This is a genomic window from Neorhizobium alkalisoli (genome assembly GCF_007829835.1).
Classification (GTDB): Bacteria; Pseudomonadota; Alphaproteobacteria; order Rhizobiales; family Rhizobiaceae; genus Neorhizobium.
Genome location: NZ_VIWP01000001.1, coordinates 216,730 through 238,098 on the forward strand (window position 1 = coordinate 216,730; position 21,369 = coordinate 238,098).

At 61.3% G+C, this 21,369-nt stretch carries 19 protein-coding genes; 8 read left to right on the forward strand and 11 right to left on the reverse strand.

Features of this window, described 5'->3' with window-relative positions:
• Nucleotides 1–172: 172 nt before the first annotated feature.
• Complete coding sequence (locus tag FHW37_RS01035) at nt 173–1,435, reverse strand: D-amino acid dehydrogenase (protein ID WP_145631463.1); 1,263 nt, start codon at nt 1,433–1,435, stop codon at nt 173–175.
• A gap of 30 nt (nt 1,436–1,465) precedes the next feature.
• Nucleotides 1,466–2,593, reverse strand: coding sequence for an alanine racemase (alr, locus tag FHW37_RS01040; RefSeq protein ID WP_145631466.1), 1,128 nt, complete (start codon nt 2,591–2,593; stop codon nt 1,466–1,468).
• A 130-nt stretch (nt 2,594–2,723) separates the two neighbouring features.
• Between alr and FHW37_RS01045 the strand changes: the two genes are divergently transcribed.
• Nucleotides 2,724–3,194 carry an Lrp/AsnC family transcriptional regulator gene (locus tag FHW37_RS01045; RefSeq protein ID WP_145631469.1) on the forward strand — a complete coding sequence of 157 codons (471 nt, stop codon included), beginning with the start codon at nt 2,724–2,726 and terminating at the stop codon, nt 3,192–3,194.
• 35 nt (nt 3,195–3,229) lie between these two features.
• Here the strand turns inward: FHW37_RS01045 and FHW37_RS01050 are convergent, their stop codons facing one another.
• The 7 genes from FHW37_RS01050 to FHW37_RS01080 form a co-directional block, all read right to left on the reverse strand.
• Entirely contained in the window at nt 3,230–4,150 is a 921-nt protein-coding gene (locus tag FHW37_RS01050) for an ABC transporter ATP-binding protein (protein ID WP_432442818.1), read from the reverse strand.
• Nucleotides 4,147–5,160, reverse strand: a complete 1,014-nt coding sequence (locus FHW37_RS01055) for an ABC transporter ATP-binding protein (protein WP_145631472.1) — start codon at nt 5,158–5,160, stop codon at nt 4,147–4,149. The genes FHW37_RS01050 and FHW37_RS01055 overlap by 4 nt, the downstream gene beginning before the upstream one ends.
• A complete protein-coding gene (locus FHW37_RS01060) occupies nt 5,157–6,014 on the reverse strand; it encodes an ABC transporter permease (RefSeq protein WP_145631475.1) in 858 nt (285 codons plus the stop codon). The genes FHW37_RS01055 and FHW37_RS01060 overlap by 4 nt, the downstream gene beginning before the upstream one ends.
• A gap of 9 nt (nt 6,015–6,023) precedes the next feature.
• Nucleotides 6,024–6,941 carry an ABC transporter permease gene (locus tag FHW37_RS01065; protein ID WP_145631478.1) on the reverse strand — a complete coding sequence of 306 codons (918 nt, stop codon included), beginning with the start codon at nt 6,939–6,941 and terminating at the stop codon, nt 6,024–6,026.
• A gap of 174 nt (nt 6,942–7,115) precedes the next feature.
• Nucleotides 7,116–8,135, reverse strand: a complete 1,020-nt coding sequence (locus FHW37_RS01070) for an NAD/NADP octopine/nopaline dehydrogenase family protein (protein WP_145631481.1) — start codon at nt 8,133–8,135, stop codon at nt 7,116–7,118.
• A 76-nt stretch (nt 8,136–8,211) separates the two neighbouring features.
• A complete protein-coding gene (locus FHW37_RS01075) occupies nt 8,212–9,873 on the reverse strand; it encodes a hydantoinase B/oxoprolinase family protein (protein ID WP_145631484.1) in 1,662 nt (553 codons plus the stop codon).
• 5 nt (nt 9,874–9,878) lie between these two features.
• Entirely contained in the window at nt 9,879–11,948 is a 2,070-nt protein-coding gene (locus tag FHW37_RS01080) for a hydantoinase/oxoprolinase family protein (protein WP_246690625.1), read from the reverse strand.
• A 143-nt stretch (nt 11,949–12,091) separates the two neighbouring features.
• Between FHW37_RS01080 and FHW37_RS01085 the strand changes: the two genes are divergently transcribed.
• The 6 genes from FHW37_RS01085 to FHW37_RS01110 all read left to right on the forward strand — a co-directional run bounded on the left by FHW37_RS01085 (nt 12,092) and on the right by FHW37_RS01110 (nt 17,879).
• Nucleotides 12,092–12,733 carry a GntR family transcriptional regulator gene (locus FHW37_RS01085; protein ID WP_145631486.1) on the forward strand — a complete coding sequence of 214 codons (642 nt, stop codon included), beginning with the start codon at nt 12,092–12,094 and terminating at the stop codon, nt 12,731–12,733.
• 120 nt (nt 12,734–12,853) lie between these two features.
• Nucleotides 12,854–13,696 carry an alpha/beta fold hydrolase gene (locus FHW37_RS01090; protein ID WP_145631489.1) on the forward strand — a complete coding sequence of 281 codons (843 nt, stop codon included), beginning with the start codon at nt 12,854–12,856 and terminating at the stop codon, nt 13,694–13,696.
• Between the two features lie 37 nt (nt 13,697–13,733).
• Nucleotides 13,734–15,245 carry an ABC transporter substrate-binding protein gene (locus tag FHW37_RS01095; protein ID WP_210249253.1) on the forward strand — a complete coding sequence of 504 codons (1,512 nt, stop codon included), beginning with the start codon at nt 13,734–13,736 and terminating at the stop codon, nt 15,243–15,245.
• Nucleotides 15,246–15,361: 116 nt separating this feature from the next.
• On the forward strand, nt 15,362–16,831 hold the full coding sequence (locus FHW37_RS01100) for an NAD(P)-binding domain-containing protein (RefSeq protein ID WP_145631492.1): 1,470 nt from the start codon (nt 15,362–15,364) through the stop codon (nt 16,829–16,831).
• A complete protein-coding gene (locus FHW37_RS01105; RefSeq protein ID WP_246690626.1) occupies nt 16,828–17,319 on the forward strand; it encodes a CMD domain-containing protein in 492 nt (163 codons plus the stop codon). The genes FHW37_RS01100 and FHW37_RS01105 overlap by 4 nt, the downstream gene beginning before the upstream one ends.
• The gene (locus tag FHW37_RS01110) at nt 17,316–17,879 is read left to right on the forward strand and encodes a peroxidase-related enzyme (protein ID WP_145631495.1); all 564 of its coding nucleotides are present in this window, start codon (nt 17,316–17,318) and stop codon (nt 17,877–17,879) included. The genes FHW37_RS01105 and FHW37_RS01110 overlap by 4 nt, the downstream gene beginning before the upstream one ends.
• Before the next feature lie 90 nt (nt 17,880–17,969).
• Here FHW37_RS01110 and FHW37_RS01115 read toward each other — a convergent pair whose 3' ends face one another.
• Complete coding sequence (locus FHW37_RS01115; protein ID WP_145631498.1) at nt 17,970–18,149, reverse strand: hypothetical protein; 180 nt, start codon at nt 18,147–18,149, stop codon at nt 17,970–17,972.
• A gap of 80 nt (nt 18,150–18,229) precedes the next feature.
• Nucleotides 18,230–19,822: an isocitrate lyase gene (locus tag FHW37_RS01120; RefSeq protein WP_145631500.1), complete on the reverse strand. Its 1,593-nt coding sequence runs from the start codon at nt 19,820–19,822 to the stop codon at nt 18,230–18,232.
• 138 nt (nt 19,823–19,960) lie between these two features.
• Between FHW37_RS01120 and FHW37_RS01125 the strand changes: the two genes are divergently transcribed.
• Nucleotides 19,961–21,361: a helix-turn-helix domain-containing protein gene (locus FHW37_RS01125; RefSeq protein ID WP_145631503.1), complete on the forward strand. Its 1,401-nt coding sequence runs from the start codon at nt 19,961–19,963 to the stop codon at nt 21,359–21,361.
• Nucleotides 21,362–21,369: the final 8 nt, after the last annotated feature.

The window sequence follows — 21,369 nt, forward strand, 5'->3', positions numbered from 1 at the left end:
AGAGGCCAGAAAACTGCCGAAATCCTGAAATCGTCGGCAGCGTGCGACAGCCTCTGTTCGCACGCCCGATCTCGCTTCCACAGCAACCACTGGCTGGCACTCGGAGTTTGCGGCAATGTCCGAACCTGTTCCCCGAACGCCATGGATTGCTTGAGCGTTCAGGATTGCTCGATCATCCCTGCGCGCTGCCATACCGCGCAATCGACAGGCCACCGGTATCGATCTCGGGTCGCTTTCCGCCGACCATATCGGCCAGCACGCGTGCGGAGCCGGTGCTCATCGTCCAGCCCAGCGTACCGTGGCCGGTATTGAGGAACAGGCCGGAAATCGGCGTCGGGCCGATGATCGGTGTTCCGTCCGGCGTCATCGGGCGAAGGCCTGACCAGAAGGTTGCCTTACCGACATCGCCCCCCGGAAACAGATCGGTGACCGAATGTTCGAGCGTGCTGCGGCGCCGTGCGCCGAGATCGTTCGTGTAACCGGAAATCTCTGCCATGCCGCCAACGCGGATGCGGTCGCCAAGCCGGGTGATCGCGATCTTGAACGTCTCGTCCATGATCGTCGATTCCGGTGCGCGCGTGGGTTCGACGATCGGGATCGTCAGCGAATAACCCTTGACCGGATAGACCGGCAGCTTGATCCCATGCGCACGCAGCAGAAGCGGCGAATAACTTCCGAGCGCAACGACGACGCTGTCGGCGGAGAAATTGCCCCGGTCAGTCACGACGCCCTTGACCTTCCTGCCTTCGACGTCGATGCCCTTGATCTCGGTTCCGTAAAGAAACCGCACACCGAGCGCTTCGGCCTTTGCTGCCAGCGCATTGGTGAACTTGAAGCAGTCGCCCGTCTCATCCTTCGGGGTCAGCAGACCGCCGACGAATTTTTCGCGGACATGGGCGAGCGCCGGCTCGACCGCGATGCAGCCGTTCGGATCGAGCACTTCATAAGGAATGCCGTCAGCCGCAAGCGCCTTCACGTCCTTGGCAGACGCGTCGAGCTGCTGCTGGCTGCGGAAGAGCTGCAGCGTACCCTTCATCCGCTCGTCGTATTCGATCGCCGTTTCCGCCCGCAGGTCGGCCAGCGCGATACGGCTGTAATCGGCCAGCCGCAGCATCCTGCCCTTGTTGATCGCATAACGCTCCGAGGTGCAGTTCGCGAGCATGCGAACAAGCCAGGAGAGCATTGCCCGATCCAGCTTCGGCCGCAGGATCAGCGGCGCATGTTCCATGAAGATCCATTTGATCGCCTTCATCGGAATGCCGGGCGCAGCCCAGGGGCCGCAATAACCGAACGAGACCTCGCCCGCATTCGCGAAGCTGGTTTCAAGCGCCGGCCCGGGCTGGCGGTCGATGACCGTAACCTCGTGGCCCGCCTTGGCGAGTTGATAGGCAGACGTAACGCCGATGACGCCGGCACCAAGGATAATGACCTTCATGTTTCCCTCATTGTGTGGAGCCTGCGCTCCTTATCTGCAGTGCCGCTGGTAACGCTGTCCGAGACCGGTCAGGATTTCGTAGGATATCGTGCCGGCATCACGCGCAACATCCTCGACCGTCTGGTGCGGCCCGAAAACCTCCACGCGGCTGCCGAGCCCCAATGTGCCTTCAGGCAGGGCGGAAATATCGATCGTGATACTGTCCATGGAAACGCGTCCGACGATCGGCAGGCGTATTCCGTCATAATAGACGGCGCCCTTGTCGCTCAGGCTGCGCGGCAGGCCGTCGGCATAACCCGCGGCGATCGTCGCCAGGCGTCTGGGCTCGCGGGTTATATGTGTGGCGCTGTACCCGACACGCGCGCCGGCCGGCACGGTTCTCGTCTGCACGACGGCGACGTCCAGATGCACGACCGGTTCCATGGAGAGCGGAGCCGATGTAAACGCACCGCCATAAAGCGCGATGCCCGGCCGCGCGATCAGCCCGTGATAGGCCGCCCCCAGGCCGACGCCGCCGGAATTGGCGAAGGAAAAGTCGATCCCCGGGAATTGCGCGGCAATCTTGCCGAATTCGGCAAGCTGATCGGCATTCTGCAGGTTCTCCGGTTCATCGGCCGAAGCCAGATGGCTCATCACAAAGAGGATGTCGATGCCGCGCTCCGCGGCGACTTCGCCGGCAAAAGCCTCCCGTTCTTCGGGAGGAATCCCCAACCGCGACATGCCCGTATCGAATTGCACGACGGCCGGCAGAATGCGGTTCAGCCGCCTGACCGTGTCGGACCAGAGCTTCCACTGTTCTAAGGAATTGATCACCGGCACGATATTTTGCCGGGCACAGACATCCTCATTGCCGGGCTGCAGGCCGTTCAGCACGAAGATGCGCGCATCACCTGCCAAGGCAGGTCTCAGCAAAACCGCCTCGTTGAACTGTGCAACGAAGAAGTCGCGGCAGCCACGCGCATAAACCGTTCTTGCGACGGGTTCGGCGCCGATCCCATAGGCATCCGCCTTGACGATGGCCGCAACCCGCGCCGGGGCGACGAGCGCACAAAGTCGATCGTAATTGCGGCCGAGAGCCTTGAGATCGATCGTCAGATAACCGGGCGCACCGGCTGCCTCATCGGTGATTTTCCAATCGGATATAGCTGCTTGCGTCACCCCGGCCTCCAAGGCTGCCCTTACCGCAACTATATTGAAACGATCGTCGAATTTCCTAGCGATCTGCGATAGATCCGCGCATATTTATGGCCATTATGAAATGAACGACGAAGAATTGAGATAATCTGTCATGGCCGATCTGGATGCAATCGACCGCAACATATTGCGTGTGCTGCGCACCGATGCGAGACGCAGCAATGCGGCGATCGCAGCCGAAGTCGGCCTGTCGCCTTCGGCATGCCTGCGGCGTATCCGGATCATGGAGGAATCGGGTGTCATCCGCGGTTACATAACCCTGGTCGGCTCCCCGGATATCGATCCCACCATTGCCGTCATCGTCAACATCACGCTCGACAGGCAGACGGAGGAATATCTCGATCGTTTCGAGGCTGCGGTCAGGCGCTTTCCCGAAATCCGGGAATGTTTTCTGATGACCGGCGGTTCCGATTATCTGCTGCGGGTGGAGGTTGTGAATGCGCGCGACTTCGAGCGGATCCACAAGGAGATCCTCTCGACATTGCCGGGCGTGGCCCGAATCCATTCGAGCTTCTCGATCCGCAACGTGGCAGGCCCTTCCCTGCCCCGCTCCGACCGTAACTAACGGGATTTATGCGATGGCATATTGCCCTCGCTTGCTTAGCCAAGCACGAAATGGCGTTCGCCGACCGGCTTCAGCACCGCGTCTGCCGGTGTCGGATTGGCGTTGACGTCGAAGGCGATCGGCCGGCGCTCCCGCTCGATCTTCGGATCCGGGACGGGGATCGCAGAGAGAAGCGCCTGCGTATACGGATGCTGCGGGTTTTCGAAGATAGCCTCGCAGGGACCGATTTCGACGATGCGTCCGCGCAGCATCACCGCAACGCGGTGGCAGAGGTAGCGGATCATCGACAGGTCGTGGGCGATGAACAGATAGGTCAGCCCCAGCTCGTCCTGCAGGTCCTGGAAAAGGTTGACGATCTGCGCCTGGATCGAAACGTCGAGCGCGGTAATCGGTTCGTCTGCAACGATCAATGCCGGGTCAAGTGCAATGCCGCGGGCAATGCAGACGCGCTGGCGCTGGCCGCCGGAAAATTCATGCGGATATCGCGTCATGAAGGAGGGATCGAGCCCTACCCTGCGAAACAGTGCCGCCACCCTGTCATTGCGCTCGGATCTGTTGCCGCCCTGGCCATGCACGACCAGCGGTTCGCCCACAAATTCGCCGACCGTCATGCGCGGGTTGAGCGACGAATACGGATCCTGGAAGATGATCTGCATGTCGCGCCGGAAAGGTTTTAGCAGCGGCTTGGAAAGGCCGGTCAGGTTCTGGCCCTTGAAGATGATGTCGCCGCTGGTCGGCTCTTCGAGCTGCAGCAGCACCCGGCCGGTCGTGCTCTTTCCGGAACCGGATTCACCGACGAGCCCGAGCGTCTCGCCCGGATAAATCTCGAAACTGACATTGTCGACGGCCTTCAGGGCCGGCGTCGATCCCGCCAGAAAACCGCGCCCTCCCCCATAGGTCTTGCAGAGGCGGTCGGCGATCACGAGGGGCTTTTGCGGCGTCTTTTCCATCGTCATGCCGAAGCTTCCCGTTCTTTCTTCAGTTCCGCGCGAAGGTCGTACCAGGCCGCGGCCTTGTGGCCGGCAACGCCGTCTTCCACCTGCAGAAGCGGCGGCGTTTCACGCTTGCAGCGTTCGGTGGCGAAAGCGTTGCGCGGTGCAAACGGGTCGCCGACCGGTTTCTCGATCAGGTTGGGCGGATTTCCCGGGATCTGGTAAAGGCGCGTCGCACCGCGCTTGCCGCCATGAGGCAGCGATTTCAGAAGACCCCAGGTATAGGCGCTGCGCGGATCCTCAAACACCGCATCCACCGGGCCACGCTCCATGATCCGGCCGCCATACATGACCTGGATCGTATCGGCGAGACCGGCCACGACACCCATGTCATGGGTGATCCAGATCACCGTCGTGCCGATCTTCTTCTTCAGGTCCCGCACCAGATCAAGGATCTGCGCCTGCACCGTCACATCCAGCGCCGTCGTCGCCTCGTCGGCGATCAGAAGCTTCGGATTGCAGGAAATGCCGATCGCGATCATCACCCGCTGGCGCATGCCGCCCGAAAATTCGTGCGGATATTGCCCGATCCGGGTGCGGGCATTGGGAATGCCGACGAGTTCAAGCAGTTCGACGACCCGCTCGCGCGCCTGGTTCTTCGAGAGGTTGAAATGCCGGCGCAAAGGCTCGGCGATCTGCCTCTCGATGGTCAGGACCGGGTTGAGCGACGTCATCGGATCCTGGAAAACGAAGCCGATTTCCTTGCCGCGCAGATTGTAGAGTTCGCGCGGTGCAAGCTTCAGGAGATCGCGGCCCTTGAAATAGACCTCGCCGCTGACGATACGGCCGGGCGGCCGGGCAATCAGCCCGACCATGGAGAGCGCATGCACGCTCTTGCCGGAGCCGGATTCGCCGACAATGCCCAGCGTCTCGCCCTCTTCGATCGTGTAGGAGACGTCGTTGACGGCATGGACCGTGCCGGCCGGTGTATCGAAGACGACCGTCAGGTTGCGAATGTCGAGAAGCGGTGTCATCGCGCGGTCCTCAGCTTCGGGTCGAAATAGTCACGCAGCCAGTCGCCGAGAAGGTTGACGCTCAGGACGGTCAGCAAGATGGCGAGGCCCGGAAAGGTGACGATCCACCAGGCGGTGGTGATGTAGACGCGGCCATCGGCCAGCATGCGTCCCCAGCTCGGGCTTGGCGGTTGCACACCGAGGCCGAGGAAGGAGAGCGCTGCGTCCATGATGATGATGCGCGCAAGCTCGAGTGTGGCAATGACCAGAACCGGCGTCATGACATTGGGCAGCAGGTGCTTGATCATGATCCGCCATGTGCCGGCGCCAATCGCATGGGCCGACAGGATGAATTCCCGTTCGCGAAGGGCAAGCACCTGACCGCGGATGATGCGGGCATACCGCAGCCAGCTGGTCAGCGCCAGAACAACGACGAGGTTCTGGCTCGATGCGCCGACGGCGGCCACGACCAGCAGGGCCAGCAGCATCAGCGGCAATGCCAGCTGGATATCGACGATGCGCATCAGGATCCGATCGACCATGCCGCGGTAATAACCGGCGACAATTCCGAGAAGCGTGCCGACCACGCCGCCAAGCACCACCGCACCGGCCGCGATCAGCAGCGTGGTGCGGCTGCCATAAAGAATGCGCGAAAGAATATCGCGGCCGAGTTCGTCCGTGCCGAGCGGATGGGCGCCGGGCGAAAACAGGCTGGTCCAGGTCGGGGCGACCATGCGCGCCGTCAGGCTCGAACGGGTCGGCGACGGCAGGCCGAGATAGGGCGCCAGGATCGCACCGGCGATGAAGACCAGCACCAGTAGGAAGCCGAAAAGGCCGGCGCGGCTTTTGAGGAGAGCAAGGAAGAAAGATTTCATGGCAGCGCCTCAGCCTCGACGGATACGCGGATCGAGCACGCCGTAAAGCAGATCGACCAGAAGGTTGACGACGACGAAGATGCCAGCGACCAGTGCGACGCCGGCCTGAATGACCGGAAAATCCTGGGCCTGGATCGCCTGCACGATGACACGGCCGACACCCGGCCATGCAAAAACGGTCTCGATGACGACCGAACCGCCGAGCAGCTCACCGGCGATAATGCCGATCATCGTGACGACAGGGATCAGCGCGTTGCGGGCGATATGCCAGAAGAAGACGGTGCGCGGCATCAGGCCCTTGGCGCGAGCAGTGCGGACATAATCTTCCCGCATGATGTCGAGAAGCGATGAACGCAGGAGGCGGGCGATGGAAGCCGAGACGAAGACCGACAATGTCAGGCCCGGAAGAATGTAGTTTTCCCAGCCCCCTGCCCCGCCGGTCGGCAGAAGCCCGAGTTCGACCGAAAACAGCAGGATCAGCATGATGCCGAGCCAGAAGGTCGGCGTTGCCTGTCCGAGAAGTGCTGCGATCATCACGACGAGCTCCGCCACCGTGCCACGCATCAGCGCGGCAATCGCACCGGCGATCGCACCGATCAGCGTACCGAAGATCAGCGCGAGGCCGGCAAGCGAGGCCGTTGCCGGCATGCGTTCGAGGACGACGTCGAGTGCCGGGCGGACATGCTGGAAGGAAATGCCGAAATCGCCCTTCACCATGGCCAGCAGGGAATAGAGATATTGCTGCCACAACGGCTCATCGAGGCCGAGTGCAGTGCGCAGGTTGGCAATTTCTTCGGGGCCTGCGCCGACCGGCAGAAGCAGGACCGTCGGGTCACCCAGAATGCGGCTGACGAAAAAGACGATCGTCACGACGCCCCAGATTGCGACGACGGCTTCCAGCAGTTTGACGAGAAGATAGCGCGTCATCGGCGGCCTTCCGTTTCACGGCGTCCGGCAGTCGGCGCCGGACTTGTCTTGAATTTACCTGTCATCGCAATCTCGCCTGCCCTGCCGGTTCAAAGCCATACCGGCGGCTGTGCCGGTCGGCTCCTTGGCGGGAATCATCGCCACACATTTCCAGAAGATCATGGGAGGAGACAGTTACGCCACCCATGAAAGTAGATCGTTCTCGTTTTCGAAATTGCGGCCGTAAAGCGCGTTGACGACGGTGAGCCCGGCTTTGTGAAGCGGGACATCGACGCCGCGTTTTTCGGCAAGTGCGATCACCGGAACGATGCCGAAAGGAACATCCTCGGTGATGAAGCGGGTGTCGAGCGAGGTAGGACCGGGAGGTCCCTTGCGCTTTTCATGGACGGCCGCCGCCATCTCCGCCAGCGACATGCCCGGCTCGAAGCCGAAGGTCAGGTAATAATGATCATAGACCGTGCGCACCTTGACGCCATAGGCAGCGGCCACCGCCAGTCTTTCGGCATCCAGCACTTCGATCATGCGGGCGACCGAGGGTGTGATGGCATCGTAATTGGCCCAGTATTCGGCTTTTTCGATGCGGGTGAAATTGCACATCGCGCTGGCGAGATGGATCGGCGGGTTCAGATTGCTGAGAGCGATCGCGGTGATGTCGTCAACCTCGGTGAACCGGTCGCCGAAGAGTTCGCGGCAGAGGCCCAATCCCGAAACACCGTTATCGGCCGGCAGGGTCGCCAGTTCGAGCCGGGTGCGGATGCCGCCGATCGAAATGCTGGTGGGGCCTGAACGGCGCGACATGAGCGCAGTCGTTGCCCAGGCAATGACGCTGGAATTGACGCCCTTCGCCTTCAGCTGTTCCTTGAGATAACGCGCGCTCAACGAAAGCTGGGCACTGACGATGAAGGTATTGCAGCTCTTCGCATAGGGAAGGATCGCGTCGATCACCGCCTTGTGACCATAACCCGGCACGGCGATGATCACCACTTCGGCATGCTCGACCAGGACCTGCGGATCGCTGGCGATCACCGGACGGAAACGCGTTTCCAACACGCCGGTGACTTCGATGTCCTGGCCGGAAAGACCGGCTGCACTCTTGCCGGAAGGCGACCAGAGGATGGGATCATGCCCTTCCTCAGCCAGCCAGGCGGCATAACCGAGCGCGATGCCGCCGCATCCAACGATACCAATGCGCATGCCTGTTCCCCTTTTTTAGCTTGCATCCGCCGTGTGGTTCTGGCGCGCCACCGTCAAGCAGCGCGCCGGTCGAGCCTCAGATATCGAGGCCGTAGATCTCCCGTGCGGCCTTTTCCGAGATGCGGCCTTCACGCAGGTCCTTGCGGACAAGATCGCGATCGCGTTCCTTCGGATCGCCGTAGCCGCCGCCGGAGGACGCAACCATCGCCACCGTCTGGCCCGGGCCGACAATGCCGGCACGCTTCTTCAAGGGCGCAACACCTTCGCCGAGTTCTACATTGGTCGTCCGACCGTCCTGGCCGCCGAACAGGCCCCAGGGCGCGATCACCGCATTGGTGCCGCCGGCCGAGATCGTTGCCGTGTGATCGAGGATCTTGACCTTGCGCCGCATGGTCATGCCGCCGCGGAACTTGCCGGGGCCGCCGGAATCCTCGACCAGCTCGTAACGTTCGACCATGACCGGATGTTCGTATTCGAGCGCCTCGATCGGAATATTGGCGGTGTTGGTCGTGTGAACCTGCACGCCGTCCAGTCCATCGATATGGGCACGCGCACCCATCGAGCCGCCGCACATCTCGTTATAGACATAGAAGCGGCCGGTGCGCGGATGGGTACCGCTGAAGGTCAGCAGACCACCGCCGGTGCAGGCAGCGCAGACTTCCTCGGGGATCGCCTGCGACATGGCCGCGAAGATCAGGTCGACGAGACGCTGGCCCGGATCGGTGCGGCTATAGACGGCGGCCGGAGCTACAGCGTTGAACAGCGTACCTTCCGGCGCGGTAACGTGGATCGCGCGATGGAAGCCGGAATTGGCCGGGATATCCGGGTCGACCAGCGCCTTGACTGCGAAATACACGGTTGCCAGCGTCGCGGTCATCACCATGTTGATCGGTGCGCGGACCTGATCGGGATTGCCGGCGAGATCGAAGAAGATCTCGTCGCCCTTTACCTCGATCTTGACCTTGAGATCCATGACCTCTTCGACAAGGTTGCTGTCGAAACGGCAGCTGTGTTCGTAGATGCCATCCGGAATACGGGCGATGCCGGCACGTGTCTTGCGGTCGGCATAGTTCAGGACCTCGACACCGGCTGCGGCGACGACATCCTTGCCGTATTTTTCGCAAAGCGCCTGATAACGCTGCACGCCGAGGCGGTTTGCCGCCATCTGGGCGCGGAAATCGTTGATGCGTTCGCGCGGCACCTGGCAGTTGAGCAGGATCAGATCCATGATGTCCTGCTGCAGCACGCCCTTGCGATAAAGCCGGATCGGCGGGATGCGCAGGCCTTCCTGGAAGATATGCGCATGGCCGCGGTCGACGAAGTCCGAATGGTGAGCAAGGTTCGTCACCCAGGCGACGATCTCGCCTTCGACGAAGACCGGCTCGAGGAAAACGATGTCATTCAGATGCGTGCCGCCGCCCGTATGAGCGTCGTTGCCGATGAAGACATCGCCCGGTTCGACGGACGACAGGTCGCAATTGTTCATCACATATTCGCCGATGCCTAGCAGCGAGCCCAGATGAACCGGGATACGCTCGGCTTGAGCCAGGGTGCGGCCCTGAGCATCGAAGATGACCGTGGAGCAGTCCTGCCGCTCCTTGATATTGGTCGAATAGGCGGCGCGAACGATCGCCTTGCCCATTTCCTCGACGATCGTCGACAGGGCGCTGCCGATCACTTCCGTCGTGACGGGATCAACGGCAGGCAGTTTCCCGGTTACTGGAACAGTCTGGTTCATGGCGCTTACTCGATGATCAGGTTGAGCTGGGCGTCGACGGTTGCCGACTGCTTGGGAAGGATGAGCGTGGTCGAATCCATCTGCTCGACGACGGCAGGCCCGGCAACCACATGGCCGGGGCCAAGCAGCGTGCGGTCATAAAGCGGGCAAGGCGTAAAGCCGCCGAGCTCCGGCAGATAGACGGTGCGTTCGCCGACGATGGCGGCCTTCACGTCGCCGGTTGCGGCCGGATAGGAGTTGATCTCGGCCTTCGGCACATTGCCGATCGCCTCGACGCGCAGCGTGATGATCTGGATCGGCTCTTCTGCCGCGACATAACCGTAGAGCTGCATGTGAGCGCGCTCGAAGCCGGCCTTCATCGCATCGAGCAGCGCCTGACCGGACAGACCTTCGGGACGCTCGACCGTCAGCTCATAACCCTGACCGCCGTAACGCATGTCGATTGCAAGCGTCACCCGGCGATCTTCAGCCGGGATCTTTTCCTGCTCGAACCATTCCTGCGCACGCTCGTTGAGCTGGGCAAAACCCTCGTCGATCGCCTGCAGCGAGGCGGCGGCGAGCGGCGCCATGCGGGTCAGCGAGATATTGGTGCGAAGATCGGCCTGAAGCAGACCGAGCGCGCACATGATGCCCGGATGTTTGGGGATCATCAGGCGCGGGATATCCAGTTCCTTGGCGAGACGTGCCGCGTGGATCGGGCCGGCGCCGCCGAAAGCGAGCATCGTATAGTCACGCGGGTCGTAACCGCGCTCGACCGAGATGACGCGGATTGCCTTGGCCATATTGGCGGTGACGACGCGGATGATGCCCTGTGCCGCATCCATGACGTCGATGCCGAGATCGGCCGCAAGGCGTGCGACTGCGCGCTTCGAGGCTTCCGCATCGATCTTCATGCGGCCGTTGAGAAGATGCGTCTGGTTGAGCACGCCGAGAACGATATTGGCGTCCGTCACCGTCGGCTCTTCATTGCCGAGGCCGTAGCAGACCGGGCCGGGATTGGCGCCGGCGCTGCGCGGGCCGACCTTCAGAAGGCCGTTGTCGACATAGGCGATCGAGCCGCCGCCGGCGCCGACCGTGTGAATGTCGAGCATCGGCACTTTCAGCGGATAACCGTGAACGACGATGTCATTGGCCATTTGCGGCTTGCCGCCGTCGATCAGCGAAACGTCGCTGGACGTGCCGCCCATGTCGAAGGTGATGAGATTGTTGCTGCCCGTCGCCTTGCCGATTTCAAGCGCGGCGGTCACGCCCGCTGCCGGACCTGACAGAACGGTGCGGACCGGCTGCTTCTTGGCGGTATCACAGGAAATGACGCCGCCATTGCTCTGGGTCAGATGCGGCTCGGCATGCACGCCGGCTGCTTCCAGACGCGGCGTCAGCCGGTCGAGATAGCTGCGCATGATCGGCCCGAGATAGGCGTTGACCACCGTGGTCGAGACACGTTCGTATTCACGGAATTCCGGGGCGATCTCGTGCGAGACACTGATGAAGGCGTCCGGAATTTCTTCCTCGACGATTTCGCGGATGCGCTTTTCGTGGCCGGGTTCGACGAAGGAGAACAGGGTGCAGATGGCAATCGCCTTGATGCCCGCTTCCTTCAGCTCGCGCACCGCCTTGCGGACGTCGTCCTCGTTGAGCGGAATGGCAATGCTGCCGTCATACAGAACACGTTCGCGAACTTCCTTGCGCATGTCGCGGCTGGCGAGAAGCGGCGGCTTCACGGTCTGCAGCGAATAGAGCTCCGGCCGCTTCTGACGGCCGATTTCCAGAACGTCGCGGAAACCGTCGGTGGTGATCAGGCCAGATGCTGCGCCACGGCCCTGGATGAGGGCATTGGTGCCGACCGTCGTCCCGTGACCGAAATAGGCAACCGCATCCGGGCTAGCGCCACCTTCCGGCAGAGACTGCAGCCCCTGAACAATGCCGTTGGCGATGCCTTCGGACGGATCGGCAGGTGTCGAGGAGACCTTCCAGACGAACATTTCCTGTTTCGTCTCGTCGAAAATGCAGACGTCGGTGAAGGTGCCGCCGGAGTCGACGCCGATGCGGTAACGGGAAACTGCGCTCTGTGCCACGATACTATGAACCACCGTTAAATTGAAATCTGTCACAAGATTGGCGCCAATTTTGGATAGTGTCAACGCAGGAAATCGCTGATAAGATCAAAACACGAGCCGACCCATCACAGGAGGACGGCGATGGAGGCGGGAAACGGCATATGGATAAGACGACGGATACCGGCGGTGAAAAAGACCCGCGGCCGCTGATTGAACAGATCGAAACCGACATTTACAGCGGCAAGCTCGCGCCTGGAATGTGGCTCAAGCAGATCGATCTCGAAGAGCGGTATCAGTGCACGAGATTGACCTTGCGACACGCCCTGGAACAGCTGCAGGCGCGCAAGATCGTCCAGCGCGTTCCCAATCGCGGCTACTACGTGCCCTCGGTCGATCAGGCCTATGCCAACAACGTCCGCGCCGCCCGCGCCCACGTCGAAAAGTCCATCGTTGACGAGCTGATCACCAACATTACCGGGGAATCCCTGGCCCGCCTGTCCTATCTGGCAAGCGTTTTTTCCGAGACGCTGAAGACCGGAACGCTGCCCGAACAGGACGAGGCAAATCTCGCCTTTCACCGCGAATTGCTCACCGCCTGCAAGAACCCGGTGATGATCGAGATCATCTGGGATCTGCGCCGGCGCGTCCCCCTCTCCGCCCAGCGTGCGAGCAACACGCCGGCGGAGCTTGAACGCTCGGCCCGTGATCACTTCGAGATGATCGAATGCCTGCGCACCCGCGACGCCGATCGGCTGCGCGTGGTGACCGAAAGGCATGTCGGCGCCCGCCCCGTACAACGCTGATTCTAAAGCTTCGAACATTCGCGCAAAAATTTGGTTTGAAATTGGCGCCATTTCGTGTTCTCATTTTTGACAGATCAGGGTTCGCAAGAATGACCCGGCAAAAAATGGGAACAGTTTCGAATGCCTATCGTGAAGCTCAACGGGGCGACATTCGTCTATGACGATATCGGCGATCGGGATGCAGAGGTCTTCTTTGCACTCCACGGCGGCCGTGGCATCGGTGACCGCAAGGGCGAGTTCAACGCCTACAAGGCGCTGTCCGACCGCTATCGCGTGATTGCCTATGACCAGCGCGGCTGCGGCGAGACGAGCCTGACCCCGCCCTATAATTTCGAACAGTTCGCCGACGATCTCGAAGCCTTTCGCCAGCATTTCTGCGGCGACAAGAAGATCATTCTCCAGGGTGGTTCTTTCGGCGGCATGATCGCCCTCACCTATGCCGTGCGCCATCCGCACGGCCTGTCCCGCCTCATCCTGAGAGGCACGGCTCCCAGCCATCACAATGAGGACGACGCTTTCGTCACCTTCAGGGAAAGGCTGCACAAGGCGCCGAGCGCCTCCATCTCCATGCTGGAAAAGCTGTTTTCCGACAAGGTGAAGGACGACATGGAGCTGCGGCTGATCTGGCTGGCGCTCCAGCCGCTCTATTACGAGGAATTCGATCCCGACGCGGCGCTCGAGCGGACGCGGACCATGCATCTGCATGCCGAAACCCATAACGCCCTGTTTGCCGAGCGAGTTTACGACGTTCGCGACCAGCTGAAGACTATCGATGTGCCGACGCTGGTCATCTGCGGCGCCAAGGACTGGATCTGCCCGCCGAACCACTCCCGCTACATTGCCGAGCAGGTTCCGAAAGCTGAGCTTCTGGAAGTCCCGAATGCCAATCACGCAGTGCATGTGGAAGCCAATGCGACGGTCGTTTCCGCCATCCGCGAATTCCTGGCGCGCACCGCGCCCTGACCCTATCCCAGTCACCTCTCCATAAAGGAAGTCCGAAATGCGCATTACCAAGACTGCCCTCGCCCTCTATGGGGCAACGTTCCTGGCCATTGCCGGCATGTCCGCGCCGGTCTCCGCACAGACGACGGACTCGGTGACGATTGCGCTCCGCGTCGCGGTCAATACGCTCGATCCGCATATGAGCGCATCCGTCGGCTCCGATCTCAGCGTCATCAGCCATATCTACCCCGCGCTTGTCATTCGTGGCCCCGATCTGAAGCTGAAGGGTGATGTCGCCAAGAGCTGGAAAATGGTCGATGCCAATACCTGGCGCTTCGAGCTGGTCGACGGTGCGCATTTCGCCAATGGCGAGAAGATCGATGCGGCCGCAGTGAAGTGGAATATCGACCGCGTTCTCGACAAGAGCGTCGGCGCCCGTATCGCCGGCTGGTTCAGCCTCGTTTCGAGCGCGACCGTCGTCAACCCGACGACCCTCGAGGTGAAGACCTCGTCGCCTTATCCGGCCTTTGCCGACCAGCTGTCGATGTTCTTCCTGCTGCCGCCGGAATGGGCAAAAACCCACAAGCCCGCCAACGAGACCATGTCGGGCGGCCCCTACATGATCAAGGAGAACGTGCCGGGCGATCACATCACCCTCGTTCCCAACCCGGAATACTGGGGTCCGAAGCCGGACTTCAAGACGGTCAACTTCCGCATCATCCCGGAATCGGCTGCCCGCACCGCGGCACTTGAGGCCGGCGAAGTGGACCTGATCACCGGCGTGCCGACCACCGAGATCAAGACGATCAATGCCGATGGCCGCGCGAAGGCGGATGCGATCCCCTCGATCCGCACCATGCTCGGCAAGTTCAACCACCAGAAAAAGCCGTTCGAAAACCTGAAATTCCGCCAGGCGATCAATTACGCGATCGACAAGGAAGGCATCGTCGGCTCGATCTTCGACGGCAAGGCGACGGTTTCCGATTGCCAGCTGCTGACGCCCGCCTATTTCGGCTATAATCCGGACCTCAAGGCCTATCCTTACGACCCGGACAAGGCGATGCAGCTGCTGAAGGAATCCGGCGTCGATCTGAAGCAGCAGATCGAGATCGAAATCCCGACGGCCAGCTACCTCCAAGGTGAGGAAGTCACGCAGGTGATCGCCTCGCAGCTTCAGGAAGTCGGCCTCAACGTCAAGATCACCGAAATCGACTTCGGCGCCTTCATGAACAAGCAGCTGAAGGAACGCAATCTGGCGCAGATCGCCGTTCAGGGCCTCGCCTGGCCAACCATCGATGCCGATGGCATGCTGACCATGTTTGCGCCGGGCAATGTCTACGACTACTGGAACAATGCCGATTTCGGCAAGCTGCTCGACAAGGGCCGCGCGTCTACGGATACCGAAGAACGCAAGAAGATCTATGCCGATGCCACCAAGCTGATGTGCGATCAGGCAGGCGCCCTCTTCCTTTATGCGCAGCCGGCAACCTTCGGCATTTCCAAGCGCATCACCTGGCAGGCCCGCGGCGACGACTGGGTCCGCGCCTTCGACATGAAGCCTGCCAACTGATCCGTCACGCGGATCGGGGCATGGCCTATCAACAAGGACGAGCGCCGGTTATGACGGCCGGCGCTCGCTGTTTGGCGGATCATCGATCCGCCGTTTGAGCATTACGGAAATCCATCATGACACAGGTGACGTCTTCGCCCGCATCCGCAGGTCTGGAAGCGCTGGAAGCCCGGCTTCGGCAGGATCTGGAATTCCTCGAACTTCCAGGCAAACCCTGGGTACCGGCGCGGGCGGTCGATGGTGTCCCGGTACGCGATGTCGTCGTCATCGGGGCCGGCATGTGCGGGCTTGCCGCCACGGCAAAACTGATCTTGAGCGGTATCACCAATATCGTCACGTATGATGCGGCGCCCGCCGGGTTTGAAGGCCCGTGGGTCACCTTTGCCCGCATGGAGACATTGCGCTCCCCTAAAAGCCTGAGCGGCCCGGCGCTTGGCCTTGCGCCACTGACCTTTCGCGCCTGGTTCACGGCCCAGTATGGCACGGAAGCTTGGGCGGACCTCGACAAGATTCCCAAGGCCCAGTGGATGGACTATCTGGTCTGGTATCGCTACGTCCTGAACCTGCCGGTCCGTAACAATGTGCGCCTGACCGGAGTTTCGCAGGCCGGAGACCTGATTGCGATCGATCTGGAAGGGGCGGAAACCGGTCGCGTGCTGACGCGTCGCCTCGTGCTTGCGACCGGACGATCGGGTCTTGGCGGTTTTGCCGCTCCCGACTTCCTGAAAGCCGTTGATCGCGCCTATTGGGCCCATTCCGCCGACGAGATCGATTTCGATGCGCTGAAGGGCAAGAAGATCGCCGTGATCGGCGCCGGTGCCTCGTCCATGGACAATGCGGCGACCGCACTGGAGGCCGGTGCCGGCGCCGTCGATCTTCTGATCCGGCGCAAGGAAATGCCGCGCATCAACAAGATGACCGGTATCGGCAGCCAGGGCGTCGTACATGGCATGGCGCATCTGCCGGATGCGTGGAAATGGAAATTCGGCGATTACAATGCCGCCACGCAGGTGCCGCCGCCGCGTTCCTCGACGCTGCGTGTCTCACGCCATGCCAATGCCCGTTTCCTGCTCGATTGCGGCATCCTTTCCGTCTGCGAAGACAAGGGCGGTCTGCTGATCGAAACGACACAGGGGCCGTTGCATTACGACTTCCTGATTGCCGCAACCGGCTTTTCAAACGATTTCGAAGGGCGTCCGGAATTCGAGGTGCTGGCGCGCCATATTCGCAGCTGGAAGGACGGTCGTTATCAGCCGGATATGGGCCTGCCGCGCGAAAGCATGATCGAGGCGCCCGATCTCGGTCCGGCCTTCGAATTCCAGGAACTTGTTCCCGGCTCCTGCCCGATGCTCGCCCATATCCACTGCTTCAACGATGCCGCCATGCTGACACATGGCAAGGTGTCCGGTGATATCCCGGCCGTCAGCGCCGGCGCCGAACGGCTGGTCCGCGGCATTGCCGCATCGCTGTTCGCCGAGGATGTCGAGACCCATTTCGCCAATCTCGTCGCCTATGAGACGCCTGAACTCCAGGGCGACGAATGGACCGATTCAACTCCATTGCTGCACAAGGAAACCGCGTTGTGACGGATGTTCTCGACGATATGGACAGGCTGGTTGGCCTGACGCCGGAAGACGCGCTCTTCAAGGCGCGCCGTTTCAGGCCGGAATTCGTTGACGGTACGGAAATCTGCCGCGCCTCGGTGCTGCATCCGGCCAATGATCAAGGCTTAGGTGCTGATCTGCGCCTGGCTCTCGGCCTGCGCATGGCGCAACTGAATGCCCATAAAACTCTGGCCGCCGATTATCGCGCACAGCTTCTGGCGCTGGAACCGACGCCGCAGATCATCGCTCTTGCCGATGGCGCGACGGATCTGGAAGAGCCACTGGCGACGATCGCCCGGCATGTCGACCTGATCACGCTCGAGCCGATCAAGGCAACGGCAGGTGATATCGCCAGGCTCGCAGCGGCGGGCTTCAGCAATCCGCAGATCGTCGCGCTTTCCGAACTGATCGCCTTCGTCAATTTCCAGGTGCGCGTCGCGACCGGTCTCAGCCTGATGAGGTCCGCATGATTTCCTCGGTCCGTCTCAAGCCGCTGACCTGGCATCCCCATATTGCACCGGTGGAGCTTTCCGAAGCCACGCCGGAGCAGCTCGAAGCGATGAAGGTCACGCCGTCGGCGAAGAAGGTTTCGGAATATGTGCGTACCCTCGCCCATGATCCCGAAAGCTATGTCGCCCGCACCGTGCTGTTCAATGCGATCATGTATGTCGATGGCGGCCTCGACAAACCTGCGCGTGAACTGGGCGCGCTTGGCGCCTCGATCGTCAATGGCTGCAAATATTGTGCCGTCGTCCACGCGCGCCGGCATGCGGAGCTGACCAAGAGCGACGATGTGGTGACCGCTCTCTATTTCGAGCGGCCGGAAGAGCTCGGCCCGCGCGATGCAGCGATCTACAATTTTGCCCGCCGCCTGTCCGCCGCGCCGTCCGAGGCGACGCAGGAGGACATTGCCGCTTTGCGGTCGGTCGGCATGGACGATGCCGAAATCATCGATCTCATCCACGCCATTTCCATATTCGGCTGGGCCAACCGGCTGATGCATGTTCTCGGCCACGCCGAGAGCAAATGACCCGGTGGGCAATCGGATAGAGCGATAATCAAAAAAAACCTCCTGCTCCATTCGCGGAGCAGAAGGGCCTTCGTCCGTCGGGAGGATTGGTCAGGCGAGCCGGCCGAGGCGATGGTAGAGGTTCGAATATTTCTTCGATTCCGGCTGGTCCGCCACCTCCTGCATGTAGCTCTGGATCGCCGTGCGAATGAGCTTGAAGTCCTCGTTGGAGAAGACGGCGCGGGTGCGCTCGGGGCTGATGGTCTTCGGGGTGTCGATATCTTCCAGCATTTTTTCCTCCATGATTGAGAAATAACGGGGCTTGAGAAATGGCGGGGAGCTTCCGCCTCCCCGCAGATTCGCTGCGCTTTTCAGGCGGCGAACTGGTTCATCGTATTATGCTCGCCACCTGCCTTGAGCGCGGCTTCGCCGGCGAAATATTCCTTGTGATCGTCACCGATGTCGGAGCCGGCCATGTTCTGGTGTTTCACGCAGGCGATGCCCTGCTGGATCTCCTTACGCTGGACGTTGGCGACGTAACCGAGCATGCCCTGATCGCCGAAATAATCGCGCGCCAGATTGTCGGTGGAGAGTGCTGCCGTGTGATAGGTCGGAAGCGTGATCAGGTGATGGAATATGCCGGCGCGTTTGGCGGCATCCCGCTGGAACGTGCGGATCTTCTCGTCCGCCTCGCGTGCAAGCTCCGAACTGTCATAATCCTCGCCCATCAGCCTTGCCCGGTCATAGGCCGAGACATCCCTGCTCTCCTCCTTCCAGGCATCAAAGACCTGCTGACGGAAATTCAGCGTCCAGTTGAAGGACGGAGAATTGTTGTAGACAAGCTTGGCATTCGGAACGACCTCGCGGATGCGGTCGACCATGCCGGCGATCTGTTCGATATGCGGCTTTTCCGTCTCGATCCACAAAAGGTCGGCGCCATTCTGCAGCGCATTGATGCAGTCGAGAACGCAGCGGTCGGCACCCGTACCCGGCCTGAACTGAAACAGGTTCGAAGGCAGCCGCTTCGGACGCATGAGCCGGCCGCCGCGATTGATGACGACATCGCCGTTGAGGCTTGTCGCATCGTCGATCTCCTCGCAGTCCAGGAAGGAATTGTAGAGGTCACCGATATCGCCGGCTTCGCGGGTGACCGCGATCTGCTTGGTAAGGCCCGCGCCGAGTGAATCGGTCCGCGCAACGATGATGCCGTCATCGACGCCCAGTTCCAGAAAGGCGTAACGAATGGCGCGGATCTTGGCGACGAAATCCTCGTGCGGAACGGTGACCTTTCCGTCCTGATGGCCACATTGTTTTTCGTCGGAAACCTGGTTCTCGATCTGGAGAGCACAGGCGCCTGCCTCGATCATCTTCTTGGCGAGAAGATAGGTCGCCTCCGCATTGCCAAAGCCCGCGTCGATATCCGCGATAACCGGGACGACATGGGTCTGATAGGTATCGACGGCCTGCTGGAGCTGGCGCTCGCGGATCCCGTCGCCTGCCGTGCGGGCCTTGTCGATCTCGCGGAAGAGCATGCCAAGTTCGCGTGCATCCGCCTGCCGCAGGAACGTGTAGAGCTCCTCGATCAGGGCCGGAACGCTGGTCTTCTCGTGCATGGATTGATCCGGAAGCGGCCCGAACTCGGAGCGCAATGCCGCGACCATCCAGCCGGAAAGGTAGAGATAGCGGCCTTTCGTGGTGCCGAAATGCTTCTTGATCGAGATCAGCTTCTGCTGGCCGATGAAGCCATGCCAGCACCCGAGCGACTGGGTGTAATTGGCAGGATCGCGATCGTAGGCCGCCATGTCCTGGCGCATGATGGCGGCCGTATGGCGCGCGATCTCGAGCCCAGTCTGAAACCGGTTCTGAAGCCGCATCCGGGCGACCGCTTCGGCGGCGATACCGTTCCACTTGCTGTTGTTGCGGATGAGCGCCTGTGCGTCATCGACGAGGGCCTGATATGACATTTTTCCTCCCGAAGTCATGTTTCGATGGGAGAAATCTAGGCCCTTCTTCGCACTGCGGCGATGCCCGTCGAAGTCACGTTGTCAAACTTTACAAGAATAGCTTGTAATGTTGTAATGCCCTTTCACGGGAGGAGAAACGTGGAAAAGGGTGTCTATCTGGGCCCGCGCCTGCGGCGCTTGCGCCGCGATCTCGGGCTGACGCAGGCCGGCATGGCCTCGGATCTCGAAATCTCGCCATCCTATATCGCCCTGATGGAGCGCAATCAGAGGCCTGTCACAGCTGAAACGCTTCTGAAGCTGGCAAAGGCCTACAAGCTCGACTTTTCCTCCTTCGCGGAAGAGTCGGGGCCTGACACGATTGCCCGCCTCAACAGTGTGATGCGCGATCCGCTTTTGGCCGATATCGACTGCGGCCCCCTGGAAATCGCCGATGCGGCCCACAGTTTTCCGGGCTTTACCGAGGCCATGCTCCGGCTGCACACCGCCTATCGGGAAGCCCAGTTTGCGCTGGCGGACAGAAGACAGCGTGGCGCTGCTGCGGATGGCGCATTCGCAAGCGACCCGGTTGCCGAGGTCCGCCATTTCCTTGCAGCCCGCCGCAACTGTTTTCCCGCACTGGACGTCGTGGCAGAGCGGCTTTCCGCGAAAATAACAGATGCAGGCGGGTTTGCCGCCTATCTCAAGGAACGGCACGAGTTGCGGGTCCGGCGCATGCCGTCCGATGTGATGACGGGCTCGCTCCGGCGCCTCGACTGGCATCGCAAGGAAATCCTGCTGGATGAAACTCTGGATGTCTCCAGTCAGAATTTCCAGCTGGCACAGCAGATTGCCTATCTCGAATTCGACCGGGAACTGCGCGCTGCACTCGATGAAGGCACGTTTGAAAGCGAGAACGCGCAGCGCATTGCGCACCGGGCGCTTGCCGCCTACTGCGCCGCCGCGATCATCATGCCTTACGCCGCCTTCGCCCGCGCCGCCGAGCAGCGGAAATATGATATCGAGCTGATCGCAAGACAGTTCGGCGTGAGTTTCGAGCAGATTGCGCATCGCCTGACGACGCTTCAGAAGCCGGGGCAGGAACGCATTCCCTTCTTCTTCATCCGTGTCGATGCGGCCGGCAATGTCTCGAAACGGCTGAACAGCGAAACATTCCCGTTCGCGCGTCATGGCGGCGGCTGTCCGTTATGGACGGTGCATCAGGTGTTCAAGACGCCCCGCAAGCTCGTCACCCAGTGGCTGGAACTGCCGGATGGGCAGCGGTTTTTCTCGATCGCCCGCACAGTCAGTTCCGGCGGTGGAGGTTTTGGTATACCGATTGTCGAGCGGGCGGTTGCGATCGTCTGCGAGGCCCGCCATGCCGACAAGCTGATCTATGCGGCCAATCACGTACAGGCGTCGTCACCGACGCCGATCGGCATTGCCTGCAGCCTCTGTCAACGGACGACATGCACGTCGCGCGCCGAGCCGCCGATCGGCCGCCAGATCCTGCCGGACAATTACCGCCGGACGGAAGCCCCGTTCGGCTTCTCGGATTCCTGAAATCCGTC

Bases quoted from the DNA above. Each gene is read 5' to 3' on its own strand.
- FHW37_RS01085 (WP_145631486.1), top strand. From the start codon at position 12,092: ATGGATAAGACGACGGATACCGGCGGTGAAAAAGACCCGCGGCCGCTG.
- FHW37_RS01060 (WP_145631475.1), bottom strand. From the start codon at position 6,014: ATGAAATCTTTCTTCCTTGCTCTCCTCAAAAGCCGCGCCGGCCTTTTC.
- FHW37_RS01110 (WP_145631495.1), top strand. From the start codon at position 17,316: ATGATTTCCTCGGTCCGTCTCAAGCCGCTGACCTGGCATCCCCATATT.
- FHW37_RS01095 (WP_210249253.1), top strand. From the start codon at position 13,734: ATGCGCATTACCAAGACTGCCCTCGCCCTCTATGGGGCAACGTTCCTG.
- FHW37_RS01120 (WP_145631500.1), bottom strand. From the start codon at position 19,822: ATGTCATATCAGGCCCTCGTCGATGACGCACAGGCGCTCATCCGCAAC.
- FHW37_RS01055 (WP_145631472.1), bottom strand. From the start codon at position 5,160: ATGACACCGCTTCTCGACATTCGCAACCTGACGGTCGTCTTCGATACA.
- FHW37_RS01115 (WP_145631498.1), bottom strand. From the start codon at position 18,149: ATGCTGGAAGATATCGACACCCCGAAGACCATCAGCCCCGAGCGCACC.
- FHW37_RS01050 (WP_432442818.1), bottom strand. From the start codon at position 4,150: ATGACGATGGAAAAGACGCCGCAAAAGCCCCTCGTGATCGCCGACCGC.
- FHW37_RS01070 (WP_145631481.1), bottom strand. From the start codon at position 8,135: ATGCGCATTGGTATCGTTGGATGCGGCGGCATCGCGCTCGGTTATGCC.
- FHW37_RS01045 (WP_145631469.1), top strand. From the start codon at position 2,724: ATGGCCGATCTGGATGCAATCGACCGCAACATATTGCGTGTGCTGCGC.
- FHW37_RS01035 (WP_145631463.1), bottom strand. From the start codon at position 1,435: ATGAAGGTCATTATCCTTGGTGCCGGCGTCATCGGCGTTACGTCTGCC.
- FHW37_RS01075 (WP_145631484.1), bottom strand. From the start codon at position 9,873: ATGAACCAGACTGTTCCAGTAACCGGGAAACTGCCTGCCGTTGATCCC.
- FHW37_RS01100 (WP_145631492.1), top strand. From the start codon at position 15,362: ATGACACAGGTGACGTCTTCGCCCGCATCCGCAGGTCTGGAAGCGCTG.
- FHW37_RS01065 (WP_145631478.1), bottom strand. From the start codon at position 6,941: ATGACGCGCTATCTTCTCGTCAAACTGCTGGAAGCCGTCGTCGCAATC.
- FHW37_RS01090 (WP_145631489.1), top strand. From the start codon at position 12,854: ATGCCTATCGTGAAGCTCAACGGGGCGACATTCGTCTATGACGATATC.